Source organism: Streptomyces sp. NPDC059142 (assembly GCF_042755665.1).
Taxonomy (GTDB): Bacteria; Actinomycetota; Actinomycetes; order Streptomycetales; family Streptomycetaceae; genus Streptomyces.
This window is the reverse complement of the sequence record NZ_JBHZDA010000054.1, coordinates 1-12968: the sequence shown is the minus strand read 5'-3', so window position 1 is coordinate 12968 and position 12968 is coordinate 1. Positions and strand designations below refer to the sequence as shown.

Sequence of the window (12968 nt, the reverse complement as noted above, 5' to 3'; positions counted from 1 at the left end):
CAGGTGCCGGGGCCGGGCCGGTTGCGCACGCCCCGGCCGGGCTCAGCGCAGGGCGGTCTCCACCGCGCGGGCCAGCTCCGTGGCGGCCTCCGCCGTCAACGGGCGTCCACGGTCGGAGGTGACGTAGAAGGCGTCGACGGCGTTGGCGCCCAGGGTCGACACATGGGCGCTGCGCACCATCACCCGGGCGTCCTCCAGGGCGCGGCCGATGCGGTGCAGCAGGCCTGGGGCGTCCTGCGCGCGTACCTCGATGACCGTGGCGTGCCGGGAGGCCGTCGGCGCCACCGTCACACGCGGCGGCGGGGCCGTGACGCCGCGGCGGCGGGGGTAGGCGGCCTCGCGCTCGGCGAGCCTGGCCGGGATGTCCAGGGAGCCGTCCAGGGCCCGTACGAGGTCGGCGCGGAGCCTGGCCGCCTGCGGAAGCGAGCCGTACGCGGCGGCGACGCGCCAGCTCAGCAGCAGGACGCCGGTGGTCCCGGCCGGCGCCGCCCCCGGTCCGCCGTCCGGCTCGTCGGGCCGGGCGGCCAGCTCGCCCGGCAGTTCGACGGCGCGCAGGTCGGCGGCGCGCACGGTGAGCCGGTGCAGGGCGAGCACCCCGGCCGCCGCGGGCAGCACGCCGGGCTGGTCGGGCAGGGCGATGAGCAGTTCGACACCGACCGGTTCCGGCGCCCCGTCCTCCTGCTCGTCCTGCGCGCCCCCCGGGCGGGGGGCCTCGGTCTGCGCGTGCAGGGCCAGTACGGGTCCGCCGGTGCGCAGCGCCTCGACGGCGAGCCGTTCCTGTTCGGCGCTGGGCGCGGAGGGCTCGGGCTCCGCCGGGTCGTCACCGGCGAGCACGGCGGCGACGCGCGTGACCAGGTCGGTGACGAGGGAGGAGCGCCAGGAGGACCAGGCCGCGGGGCCGGTGGCGAGCGCGTCGGCCTCGGTGAGGGCGTGCAGGAGTTCCAGTGTGGCGAGCGAGCCGACGCGGGTGGCGACGGAGCTGACGGTCGCCGGGTCATCCAGGTCACGGCGGGTGGCGGTGTCGACGAGCAGCAGATGGTGGCGTACGACGGCGGCGACGACGGCGACGTCCTCGCGGTCGAAGCCGATGCGGGCGGCGACATCGCGGGCGATGACCTCGCCGGCCACGGAGTGGTCACCGGGCCAGCCCTTGCCGATGTCGTGCAGCAGGGCGCAGACGAGCAGCAGGTCGGGGCGGCCGACGCGGCGGGTGAGCGAGGACGCCTGGACGGCCGCCTCGACCAGGTGGCGGTCGACGGTCCAGGTGTGGACGGGGTTGCGCTGGGGCCGGCACCGTACCCGCTCCCAGTCGGGCAGGAGCTGACTGATCAGCCCTTCGGCTTCGAGGGCCTCCCAGACCGGAATGGTCGACTCGCCCGCCCCGAGCAGGGTGACCAGTTCCTCGCGAGCCTCGGCGGGCCACGGCACCGGCAGGGGTTTCGCCGCCTGGGCGAGGCGGCGTACGGCGTGCAGGGAGATGGGCAGCCCGGCCTGGGCGGCGGCGGCCGCGGCCCGCAGCGGCAGCACCGGGTCGCGTTCGGGCCGGGCGGTGCGTGCGAGGACGACCTCGCCGTCCTGCTCGACGACGCCCTCGGCGAGCGGGGTGCGGTCCGGGGCGGGCCTGCCGCCCAGCATGGCGCGCAGCCGGGGCCGCACGGAGCGGGAGCGCAGGACGCGGTTGACCTCGCGCCAGGTGACGTCGGAGGCGTACGAGACGGTGCGCGCGGCCTCGTACACCTGGCGGAGCAGGGCGTCGGCGTCGAGCAGGCCGAGTTCGGCGGCGACGGCGTCCTGTTCCTGGAGGGCGAGCCGGTCGGTGGCGCGTCCGGTGGCCAGGTGCAGGGCGTCGCGGGCGTCGAGCAGCTTGCGACGGGCGTCGCCGAGACCCTCGCGGGGCGCGTCGGCGAGCCAGGAGGCGGCGACGGCGCGCAGCGCGGTGGCGTCGCGCAGTCCGCCCCTGGCCTCCTTGAGGTCGGGTTCCAGGAGGAACTGCAGTTCGCCCTGGCGCTCGGCCCGTTCCCGGCACAGTTCGTCCAGTTCGGGCAGGCGCTTGGGGGCGGTGTTGCGCCAGTCGGCGAGGATCGCGGTGCGTACGCCGGTGACGAGGCCGAGGTCTCCGGCAACGTGCCGGGCGTCGAGCAGGCCGAGCTGCGCCTTGAGGTCCTCGGCGGCGGTTCTGCGCGCCTCCGCGGGGGTGCGTACGGAGTGGTCGAGGGCGAGGCCGAGGTCCCAGACGGGGTACCAGACGCGGTCGGCGAGGGCGGCGATCGCCTTCGCGGGCGTCTTGCCGTCGTGCAGGAGCACGAGGTCGAGATCGCTGCGCGGGGAGAGTTCGCCCCGTCCGTAGCCGCCGACGGCGACCAGGGCCGCGCCGCGTACCCCGGTCTCCTGGGCGGCGGTGGTGAACAGCGCGTTCAGCCAGTCGTCGGTGAGACGGGCCAGCGCGGTACGGCGCGGCGGCCCCGGCCGCGCCTTCTCCTGGAGGAGGCGCAGCCGGGCCGCCGCATAACCGCTGGGTCCCGAGTCTGCCTTTTCGGTGGTCTCTTCGACGCTCGTCACCCAGTCGTTCCCGTCTCTAGAGGGCGTCCGGGCCGCGCTCGCCGGTCCGTACGCGGACCGCCGTGTCGACCGGGACGCTCCATACCTTCCCGTCACCGATCTTGCCGGTGCGGGCGGCCTTCACCACCACATCGATGAGCTGTTCGGCGTCGTCGTCCTCGACCAGTACCTCGATACGGATCTTCGGTACGAGGTCGACGGTGTACTCCGCACCCCGGTAGACCTCGGTGTGGCCGCGCTGCCGGCCGTACCCGCTGGCCTCCGTGACCGTGAGGCCCTGGACGCCGAAGCCCTGGAGGGCTTCCTTGATCTCGTCCAGCCGGTGTGGCTTCACGACTGCGGTGATGAGCTTCATGCGTCCACCTTCTTGGTCTTCGCCGCGGCGGCGTGGGTCTCGTCGTGGTGCGGGGCGGTGACGCTGCTACGGCCGGACGGGGAGCCGCCGACCGCGCTGTAGTCGTAGGCCGACTCCGCGTGGTACGCCATGTCGACACCGCTGGTCTCGTCGTCCTCGGAGGCACGGAAACCGATGGTGACGTCGACGATCTTGGCGAGGATCCAGGAAACCACGAAGGAGTAGGCCATCACCGAGAAGGCCCCGGTGGCCTGCTTGCCGAGCTGTGTCAGACCGCCGACACCGTCGACCGCGAGGACACCGACGAGCAGGGTGCCGATGACACCGCCGACCAGGTGGACACCGACCACGTCGAGGGAGTCGTCGTAGCCCAGCTTGAACTTGAGGCTGACGGCCCAGGAGCAGACCAGACCGGCCACGAGACCGATGAGGATGGCGCCGAAGGGGCTGACGTTGGCACCGGAGGGGGTGATCGCGACGAGACCCGCGATCGCGCCGGAGGCGGCGCCCAGCGTGGTGAACGCGCCGTGCCGGATGCGCTCGTAGATGAGCCAGCCGAGCATGGCGGCGCCGGTGGCGATCTGGGTGTTGAAGGCCATGATCGCGGAGGTGCCGTTGGCGGCGAGCGCGGAGCCGGCGTTGAAGCCGAACCAGCCGAACCACAGCAGGGCCATGCCGAGGACGACGAGCGGCAGGCTGTGCGGCCGCATCGGGTCCTTCTTGAAGCCGATCCGCTTGCCGACGACCAGGACCGCGGCGAGCGCGCCGACACCGGCGTTGATATGGACCGCCGTACCACCGGCGAAGTCGATCACGCCCAGCTTGAAGAGCCAGCCGTCGGACTGCCAGACCCAGTGCGCGATCGGGAAGTAGACCACGGTGACCCAGAGCGTGATGAAGAGCGCCCAGGCGCTGAACTTCACGCGGTCGGCGAGCGCACCGCTCATCAGCGCGGGGGTCAGGACGGCGAACATGAGCTGGAAGAGGGCGAAGGCGAAGACAGGGATGCCTTCCTTGCCGCCGGTCAGCGTGTCGACCGTAATGCCCTTGAGCCCGATGTGGTCGAAGTTGCCCAGGAGACCGCCGCCGATGTCGTCACCGAAAGCCAGTGAGTATCCGTAGAGGACCCACAGCACGCTGACGATTCCGAGCGAGATCAGGGACATCATGAGCATGTTGAGGGCGCTCTTCACCCGCACCATGCCGCCGTAGAAGAATGCCAGGCCGGGCGTCATCAGCATGACGAGCGCGGCACTGATCAGTACGAATGCGGTATCTGCGCCATTCAAGGCCAGCGTCTCCTCGTGGGTCGGATACGGCCCGTGCGGATGCTCAAGCAGGTATGGGGCCGACTGTGCTCAGGAGATTGGCGCAGCGCGGTTTCAGCCAGTGCCGCTCGATGTTTCGCGACGGTGACGAAGGTGTCCCGCGTGTTACACCCCGATGAACCCGCCGCTCGCGAGCGGGGAACACGGATATCCTCCGCGGACACCCGGCGGGCCTCCCGCGGGCAGCGGAAACCGGCCGCGGCATTCACCCTGCTGTCCTGGCGGCGGGGGAGCCGTGTCGGGCTGTACGGGGTGGTTGCCGCGGCCGGAGCTGGGGTGTGCCGTGTACGGCGGGCGCGGGCTGTGTACGACCGGGGGCGGGCCCGCGGCTCAGACGGCCTCCGCGGACTCGGGCAGCTTCTGGGCGAGCACTTCGGTCAGATCGACCACCTCGGCGACGTCACCGAAGTCCCTGGCGGCCGTGTCGAGCGTCTTGCGCAGCCGGGTGTTGACCCGCTCGGAGCGCACACAGCGGGCGACGTCCAGGGCCTTCTCCGCCAGCGCCGTGGCCTGCTCGGGCTCACGGTTGAGGAGGTGGACGGTGGCCATGCCGATCAGGTTGAGCGCGTACGAGCGCTGGTGGTCGTCGTCCTTGGCGAAGAGTTCGACGGCCCGCTGCATGACGGGCTCCGCGAGGGAGGCGTAGGTGGGGCTGCGGCCGGCGACATAGGCCAGATCGCGGTACGAGTGGGCGTTCTCCCCGTTCAGCTCCGCCTCGGAGAAGAAGCGGATCCAGTCGGGCTCCGGCTCGCCGTCGAGCCCGACGTCGGAGAAGGTGTCCTCGGCCATTCTGACGGCCCGCTTGGTCTTGCTCGGCTGGCCCATGTTCGCGTACGCCCTGGCCTCCATCGCATACAGCATCGCCTGGGTCCTGGGGGTGGCGCCGTCTCTGCCGCCGTACTGCGCGAGATGGATGAGTTCGAGGGCGTCGTCGGGTCGGCCCAGATGGATCATCTGGCGGCTCATGGAGGAGAGGATGTACGCGCCGAGCGGCTTGTCCCCGGCTTCCTTGGCTGCGTGCAGGGCCAGGACGAAGTACTTCTGGGCGTTGGGCTGGAGGCCCACGTCGTAGCTCATCCAGCCGGCCAGCTCCGCCAGCTCGGCCGCGCACCGGAAGAGCCGCCTGGAGGTCGCCTCCGGCTGCGGCTCCTGGAGGAGTTCGGTGACCTCGTGGAGTTGGCCGACGACCGCCTTGCGGCGCAGACCGCCGCCGCATTGGGCGTCCCACGTCCGGAAGCAGGCCGTGGTGGACTCCAGCAGGTCCAGCTCGGGTTCGGAGAGGCGGGTGGTGCGGGCCGGGACTACGGGGTCCGGCGCCGGCTCGCCCGGATCGGCCGCGGGGGTGGGCACCAGCCAGCGCTGCATCGGCTCGACGAGGGCGGGGCCCGCGGCCAGCGCCAGGGACGTACCGAGAAAGCCGCGACGCGCCAGCATCAGGTCGCTGCGGGAGAACTCGCTGATCAGTGCGACGGTCTGGGGCCCCGCCCAGGGCAGGTCGACACCGGACACCGACGGGGAGCGGTGGGCGGAGCGCAGTCCCAGCTCCTCGACGGCCACCACGGCGCCGAAGCGCTCGGAGAACAGCTCGGAGAGGATGCGCGGAATCGGCTCGCGCGGCTGCTCGCCGTCGAGCCAGCGGCGTACGCGCGAGGTGTCCGTGCTGATGTGATGCGCGCCCATCTGGCGCGCGCGGCGGTTGACCTGGCGCGCCAGTTCACCCTTCGACCAGCCGCTGCGCAGGAACCACGAGTTGAGTTGCCCGTTCGGACGCTTGCCGGTATCCGTACCGCCTGCGCCGCTGCCCACTGGAAAGCCCCCATCCGACCGAATGCCCTTGTCTCGCGAACCGCTATCAGAATGCCGTGAGCGACGGCTCCGTGTCCGGAGGTTGCGCCCCTTCGAACAGGAAACCGAGTTGCCCTTGGCATACCCGCGAGACTGTCTTACCCCGAGGTTCGTGCACCGAAAGTAATCCTACGATCACCCGTCCGGCGAGGGTGATTCCACAATCGCCACCATTCGCCACCCCTTCGAATGAACTCGCCCGCCACAGAGCGCGATTGACTTGACGAACGACGTTCAGGGGGTGGCGGAACGATGCACATAGGGGCGCACGAATCGGATCGCGCTACCCCCAATGCCCCTTCGCGCCACTCGAATGGCGCAGGCGGCAACGGAGCGTAACAGGCAGACTGCGAGTCGTAACCACCGGCGAGTTCGACCCGTTGGAGGGGGCATGGGCTTCACGATCGGCGGCATCCGCGAGATGCGGTCCGGCTCACGCCGCCGCGGTCGCACCACAGAGTGCACCGCGGTGGCGGAGTACACCGGGCTCTGGGGCTGGGACGTCGTGCCCGGCGCCCGGGCCTCGGGCGGACACTGCTCCTGCGGCGACCCCGGGTGTCCGGCGCCGGGCGCCCACCGGCTCGGCTTCGGCCCCGAGGTCCCCGCGGGCGCCACGCTGGACGACGCCGCGAAGGCGTGGTCGGAGGTGCCGGGCGCGGCGGTGCTGCTCCCGGTGGGCCGGAGTTTCGACATCATCGACGTCGCGGAGCCGGCCGGCAGCCGCGCGCTGGTCCGTCTCGAACGGATGGGGCTCCCGCTGGGCCCGGTGCTGGCGACGCCGACGGGCCGCGCCCGCTTCTTCGTCGCGCCGGGCGCGGCGGCCGAACTGCCGGAGCTGCTCTACCGGATGGGCTGGGACGACGCGGACCTGGATCTGCACGGGCTGGGCGCCGGCGCGCATGTCACGGCGCCCCCGTCGGACCTGGCGGGGCTGGGCCCGGTCCGCTGGCTGCGGCCCCCATCCCTGGACACGGCCGCGGCGCCCCCGCAGGCCCGGCTGCTGCTCGGCACCCTGGCGTACATCTGCCACCGCTCGATGCCACCGCCGTGAAGCGGCGGGCCGAGGGGTCCCGAGGGCCCCGATGCGGAGGGGTACGGAGGCACGAAAGCCCGCGGGGTGCGGGGATACGGAGGCCGCCTTCCGCCCCGTAACCCCGCACCCCGTGCCCCAGGACCCCGCTCCCCCGTACCGACGTCCCTCCGTGCCCCGTACTCCCCCGTCCCGGACCGGGGTCAGTCCCCGATCAGCGCGTCGACGAACGCGGCGGGCTCGAACGGCGCCAGGTCGTCCGGACCCTCGCCCAGACCCACCAGCTTCACCGGTACGCCCAGCTCCCGCTGGACCGCGATCACGATGCCGCCCTTGGCCGTACCGTCCAGTTTGGTCAGCACGATCCCCGTGATCTCGACGACCTCCGCGAAGACCCGCGCCTGGACGAGGCCGTTCTGTCCGGTCGTCGCGTCCAGGACGAGCAGCACCTCGTCGAGCGGGCCGTGCTTCTCCACGACCCGCTTGACCTTGCCCAGCTCGTCCATCAGGCCGGTCTTGGTGTGCAGCCGCCCCGCCGTGTCGATGAGGACGACGTCCGCGCCCTCCGCGATGCCCTCCTTGACCGCGTCGAAGGCGATCGACGCCGGGTCGCCGCCCTCCGGGCCCCGTACGGTGCGCGCGCCGACGCGCTCGCCCCAGGTCTGGAGCTGATCGGCGGCGGCGGCGCGGAAGGTGTCCGCCGCGCCGAGGACGACCGACCGGCCGTCCGCGACGAGCACCCGCGCCAGCTTGCCGGTGGTCGTGGTCTTGCCGGTGCCGTTGACGCCGACGACCATGACGACGCCGGGCGTGTCCAGCCCGCTCTCCGTCTTGACCGCCCGGTCGACATCGGGGTCGAGGAGGACCAGCAGCTCCTCCCTCAGGAGGGTGCGCAGCTCCGCCGGGGTGCGGGTGCCCAGCACCCGGACGCGTTCGCGCAGCCGCTCGACCAGCTCCTGGGTCGGCGCGACACCGACATCGGCGGTGAGCAGGGTCTCCTCGATCTCCTCCCAGGTCTCCTCGTCCAGGTGTTCGCGGGAGAGCAGGGTGAGCAGGCCCTTGCCGAGGGAGTTCTGCGAGCGGGCGAGCCGCGCGCGCAGCCGGACCAGCCGGCCGGCGGACGGCTCGGGCACCTCGATGGCGGGTGCCTCGGCGGCCTCGACGGGCTCCTCGACGACGACCGGCGCACCGGCGGTGGCGTCGGGGAGCCCGACCTCCTCGATCGTGCGGCGCGGTTCGTCGCGCGGTGTCTCCGCCTCGTCACCGACGTGCGGTTCGGCGGGTGGGGCTGTGATGGTCGGCGTGCTCGACGGTGACGAGGGCGGCAGCTTCTTCTTGCGGCTGCTGACCACGAGCCCGCTGATCGCGCCGACCGCGACCAGGGCGATGACTACAACAAGGATGACGATTTCCATAACGCTCCCAGTATCAGCCACGGCCGGGCGCGGCTCCCGGCCATGCCGGGCGCGTCCCGGCGGGGGTCCGGCCCGGCGATGACTTCAGAGGTTCCCACGAAGATCCCCGTGACGATCCTCGTGACGATTTGGACGTTTTACCCCGAACAGACGATGGTGGAGGTTCCGGGTTCGCCCGGAGGTCCACTCCCCCGCAGGAGCCCCCACCTCTGTTCGGAGCCTGTTCATGCCCCACGCCTCCGCATCCGAAGGCGCGATGGAGACCCGTGGCCTGGAGCCCGTCCCCGACGACGAGCGCACCGGCCATGTGCGGGGACTCTTCCCCACCTGGGTCGCCGCCAACATCAGCGTGCTGCTGCTCACGATGGGGGCCGGCCTGATCGTCCTCAACGGCCTCAACATCTGGCAGGCGCTGGTCGTGGGCGTCACGGCGCCCGTCGTCTCGTACGGCACGGTCGGGCTGATCTCCATCGCGGGCAAGCGCGGCGGGGCGCCGGGGATGGCGCTCTCCCGGGCGGTCTTCGGACAGCGCGGGAACCTCTTCCCGGGGTCGCTGATCTGGATCGCCCGCTGGGGGTGGGAGACGATCAACGCGGTGACCGGCGCGTACGCGGTGCTGACGGTGCTCGATCTGCTCTTCGGGATCAAGCGGAGCACCCCGCTCGTCGTGATCACCCTGGTGCTCTTCGTGGCCGGGACCTTCCTGGTCTCGGGTCTGGGCATCAAGGCGCTGCGGATCTGCAGCACGTGGTCGGCGTATCTCTTCGGCGCGTTCAGCGTGCTGGTGCTCGTCCATCTCATCGCCGGGACCGACTGGTCGGCGGTCTTCGGCAAGCCGGCCGGTTCGACGGCGATGATGATCGCGGGCATCGGCACGATCGCGGCGGGCGGACTCAGCTGGGTCCCCTCGGGCCCCGACTTCACCCGCTATCTGCCCCGGTCCGCCTCGGGCCGGGGCATGGTCGGCACGACGGTGGCCGGCGCGGGGATCGTGGTGCTGCCGCTGGTGCTGATGGGCGCGGTGATGGCGGTGGGGACGCCGGATCTGGCCACGGCGCAGGACCCGGTCTCCTTCATCGGCGCGCTGCTGCCCACCTGGATCTCCGTGCCGTATCTGCTGATCGCGCTGGTGGGGATGGTGCTGATCAACTCGATGTCGATGTATTCGGCGGGGTTCACGGCGCAGACGCTGGGCATCAAGGTGCCGCGCGCCTGGGCGGTCAGTGTGAACGCGGTGATCAGCCTGATCCTCGGCTTCCTGCTGATGGTGGTCGCCACGAGCTTCATCGGCTCGTTCGTCTCGTTCCTCACCCTGCTCGCGGTGGCGTTCTCCGCGTGGATCGGCGTCTTCGGCGTGGACATGCTGCGGCGGCGTACGTACGACGGCACGGCGCTGATGGACACGACCCGCACCAGCGGCTACTGGTACCGGGGCGGATTCGCCCCGTCGGCCATGGCCGCCTGGGGTACGGCGCTGGTGGTGGGGGTGCTCTTCACCTCGGTGCAGTGGTTCTCGGGCCCCCTCGCCGGGACGTGGGTCGGGGAGAACGGCCTGGGCTGGGTGGTCACCACCCTGGTCGCCGCGGGGCTGTACGGGGTGCTGCCGCGTGAGCGCGCGAAGACCCCGGCGCCCGCGGAAGCGGAGGCCGGGGCCAGGACGGGAAGCGAGGCCGGGGCAGGGACCGGGCCGGGCTAGCCCATCTCCTCCAGCGTCTTCCCCTTCGTCTCCTTCACGAAGAAGAGCACGAACGGGATGGAGAGCGTGGCGAAGCAGGCGTAGATGACGTACGTACCCGAGAGGTTCCAGTCGGCCAGGCTCGGGAAGCTCGCCGTGATGGCCCAGTTGGCGATCCACTGCGCCGAGGCGGCGACACCGAGCGCGGCGGCGCGGATCCGGTTCGGGAACATCTCGCCGAGGAAGACCCAGACGATGACGCCCCACGACAGCGCGAAGAAGAGCACGAACACATGGGCGGCGATCAGGGCGACGGTCCCCTGGGTGCTGGGGAGCTTGCCGTCGACCAGGTGGGCGGAGAACGCCCATGCCTCACAGGCGAGCGCGACGGCCATACCGGCGGAGCCCACGAGGGCGAGCGGCCTGCGGCCGACGCGGTCCACCAGGACCATCGCGATCACGGTGCCGATGATGTTGACGATCGATGTCGTGAACGAATAGAAGAACGAACCGGACGGGTCGATCCCGACGGACTGCCAGAGCGTCGCCGAGTAGTAGAAGGCGACGTTGATGCCGACGAGCTGCTGGAAGACCGAGAGTCCGATCCCCACCCAGACGATGGGCAGGAAGAAGAAGCCGCCACCGCCCAGCAGGTCCTTGAAGGTCGACTTGTGCTCACGGTGCATCGCGTGCTTGATCTCGTCGACCCGCGCGTCCAGGTCGACGTCCTTGCTCTCGACCTCGGCGAGCACCTGCTTGGCGCGGTCCACCCGGCCGACGGAGATCAGGAAGCGCGGGGACTCGGGGATCGCGAAGGAGAGCAGACCGTAGAGCACCGCCGGGACGACCATCACACCGAGCATCCACTGCCACGCTTCGAAGCCCAGCAGCTTGCCGCGCTGGTCGCCGTCGGCGAGCTGGAGGATGCCGTAGTTGACGAGCTGCGAGACGGCGATGCCGATGACGATCGCGGCCTGCTGGAAGGAGCCGAGCCGGCCTCGGTAGGCGGCCGGCGAGACCTCGGCGATGTACGCGGGGCCGATCACCGACGCCATCCCGATCGCGAAGCCGCCGATGATCCGCCAGAACGCGAGATCGTAGATGTTGAACGGCAGGGCCGAGCCGACCGCGCTGATCGTGAAGAGGACCGCGGAGATCTGCATGCAGCGGATCCGGCCGATGCGGTCGGCGATCCGGCCCGCCGTGGCGGCCCCGATCGCACAGCCGATCAGTGCGATGGCGATGACCTGGGCGAGGGCCGCGGAGCCGATGTCGTACCGGTCCCGGATGGCCTCGACCGCCCCGTTGATCACCGAGCTGTCGTAGCCGAAGAGGAAGCCGCCCATCGCGGCGGCAGCCGTGATGAAGACGACATGGCCGAGGTGTTCGGGGTGGGCCGCTCGACCTCCTGGCGGCGGAACCTGCGCTGTGCTGGTCACGTGTACTCCTGAGGCCGCCCGGCTGCGTCGCCGGGCGTGGGGTGGGCGAGCCTTTCAAGTGAGGCATAACGTCTCGCCAGCCACCACTTGAAGGCAAAAGCAACGCGCAAGAGACTATGCCTTCATCTTTTGAAGAGACAGCGTGGGGCCGTTCGCGGCACGGTGCGACAAATCCCGCACCTTCCCCTCACCTGATCTTCAAGATCCGAAGACGACATGTCCCTCGGTGAAGCCATGCACCTCAGTGGAGCCGCTGGCTGATGACCTTGGATACCCCGTCGCCCTGCATCGACACCCCGTAGAGCGCGTCGGCGACCTCCATCGTCCGTTTCTGATGGGTGATCACGATCAGCTGGGAGCTCTCCTGCAACTCCTGCATGATGCGGATCAACCGCTGGAGATTGGTGTCGTCGAGCGCCGCCTCGACCTCGTCCATCACATAGAACGGGCTCGGCCTGGCCTTGAAGATCGACACCAGCAGCGCCACCGCGGTCAGCGACCGTTCGCCGCCGGAGAGCAGCGAGAGCCGCTTGACCTTCTTGCCCGGCGGCCTGGCCTCCACGTCCACGCCCGTGGTCAGCATGTTCTCCGGATCGGTGAGGATCAGCCGGCCCTCCCCGCCCGGGAAGAGCCGCGAGAAGACACCCTCGAACTGGACGGCGGTGTCCCGGAACGCCTCGGTGAAGACCTGCTCCACCCGCTCGTCGACCTCCTTCACCACCCCGAGCAGATCCGCCCGCGCCTTCTTCAGGTCTTCGAGCTGCGCGGAGAGGAACTGGTGGCGCTCCTCCAGCGCCGCGAACTCCTCCAGGGCGAGCGGATTCACCTTCCCGAGCTGCTGATACGCCCGTTCGGCGGCCTTGAGCCGCTTCTCCTGCTCGGCCCGCGCGTACGGCCTGGGCCGGTTCCGCGGGTCCCCGGGATCCTCCGGCAGCTCCTCGCCCTCGGCCGCGGGCGAGGGCGGCACGGGCTGGTCGGGGCCGTAGTCGGCGATCAGCCCGGCCGGCTCGACGCCCAACTCCTCCAGGGCCTTCGCCTCCAGCTGCTCGATCCGCAACCGCTTCTCGGCGCCCAGCACCTCGCCCCGGTGCACCGAGTCGGTGAGCTTGTCCAGCTCGCCCTTGAGGTCGCGGCCGGTGTTCCGCTCGGCGGCCAGCTCCTGGTCGCGTACGGATCTGGCCTCCTCGGCAGCGGCGCGCTCCGCCTCGGCGCGTACGACCGAGACCTCCACGTGCGCGAGCAGTTGCCGGGCGCCGGCCGCGACCGCCGCGGCGACGCGCGCCCCGTGGGGCCGCCGGGCGCCGGAGTCTAAAACAACACGA

At 71.1% G+C, this 12968-nt stretch carries 9 protein-coding genes; 2 read left to right on the top strand and 7 right to left on the bottom strand.

Translation table 11 applies throughout. The annotated features are described in order from the left end of the window. Positions 1-42: 42 nt before the first annotated feature. The 4 genes from ACFXPK_RS20060 to ACFXPK_RS20045 all read right to left on the bottom strand — a co-directional run bounded on the left by ACFXPK_RS20060 (position 43) and on the right by ACFXPK_RS20045 (position 5922). Positions 43-2559: a [protein-PII] uridylyltransferase gene (locus ACFXPK_RS20060; protein ID WP_385077177.1), complete on the bottom strand. Its 2517-nt coding sequence runs from the start codon at positions 2557-2559 to the stop codon at positions 43-45. A 16-nt stretch (positions 2560-2575) separates the two neighbouring features. After that, positions 2576-2914 (bottom strand): P-II family nitrogen regulator, encoded by a 339-nt coding sequence (locus ACFXPK_RS20055; protein WP_365814097.1) that lies wholly within the window; start codon positions 2912-2914, stop codon positions 2576-2578. Then, positions 2911-4203: an ammonium transporter gene (locus ACFXPK_RS20050; RefSeq protein ID WP_385005126.1), complete on the bottom strand. Its 1293-nt coding sequence runs from the start codon at positions 4201-4203 to the stop codon at positions 2911-2913. The genes ACFXPK_RS20055 and ACFXPK_RS20050 overlap by 4 nt, the downstream gene beginning before the upstream one ends. 369 nt (positions 4204-4572) lie before the next feature. Then, positions 4573-5922, bottom strand: coding sequence for a hypothetical protein (locus ACFXPK_RS20045; RefSeq protein ID WP_385077234.1), 1350 nt, complete (start codon positions 5920-5922; stop codon positions 4573-4575). Positions 5923-6478: 556 nt separating this feature from the next. Here ACFXPK_RS20045 and ACFXPK_RS20040 point away from each other — a divergent pair. After that, entirely contained in the window at positions 6479-7138 is a 660-nt protein-coding gene (locus tag ACFXPK_RS20040) for a bifunctional DNA primase/polymerase (RefSeq protein WP_385005124.1), read from the top strand. Positions 7139-7320: 182 nt separating this feature from the next. Here the strand turns inward: ACFXPK_RS20040 and ftsY are convergent, their stop codons facing one another. After that, positions 7321-8532 carry a signal recognition particle-docking protein FtsY gene (gene ftsY, locus ACFXPK_RS20035; RefSeq protein ID WP_385005122.1) on the bottom strand — a complete coding sequence of 404 codons (1212 nt, stop codon included), beginning with the start codon at positions 8530-8532 and terminating at the stop codon, positions 7321-7323. Positions 8533-8758: 226 nt separating this feature from the next. Here ftsY and ACFXPK_RS20030 point away from each other — a divergent pair, with 226 nt between their 5' ends. Beyond that, positions 8759-10228 (top strand): purine-cytosine permease family protein, encoded by a 1470-nt coding sequence (locus ACFXPK_RS20030; protein ID WP_385077173.1) that lies wholly within the window; start codon positions 8759-8761, stop codon positions 10226-10228. On the opposite strand, the gene ACFXPK_RS20025 is transcribed toward ACFXPK_RS20030, so the two are convergent. Beyond that, positions 10225-11646, bottom strand: a complete 1422-nt coding sequence (locus tag ACFXPK_RS20025) for a sugar porter family MFS transporter (protein WP_385005118.1) — start codon at positions 11644-11646, stop codon at positions 10225-10227. The two genes, ACFXPK_RS20030 and ACFXPK_RS20025, sit on opposite strands and share 4 nt — an antisense overlap. Before the next feature lie 241 nt (positions 11647-11887). Continuing rightward, a partial coding sequence (locus ACFXPK_RS20020) for an AAA family ATPase (protein WP_385077170.1) occupies positions 11888-12968 on the bottom strand: 1081 nt, incomplete at its 5' end.

Coding starts and splice junctions, on each gene's coding strand:
- ACFXPK_RS20055 (WP_365814097.1), bottom strand. CDS start 2,914: ATGAAGCTCATCACCGCAGTCGTGAAGCCACACCGGCTGGACGAGATC.
- ACFXPK_RS20045 (WP_385077234.1), bottom strand. CDS start 5,922: ATGGGCGCGCATCACATCAGCACGGACACCTCGCGCGTACGCCGCTGG.
- ACFXPK_RS20040 (WP_385005124.1), top strand. CDS start 6,479: ATGGGCTTCACGATCGGCGGCATCCGCGAGATGCGGTCCGGCTCACGC.
- ftsY (WP_385005122.1), bottom strand. CDS start 8,532: ATGGAAATCGTCATCCTTGTTGTAGTCATCGCCCTGGTCGCGGTCGGC.
- ACFXPK_RS20030 (WP_385077173.1), top strand. CDS start 8,759: ATGCCCCACGCCTCCGCATCCGAAGGCGCGATGGAGACCCGTGGCCTG.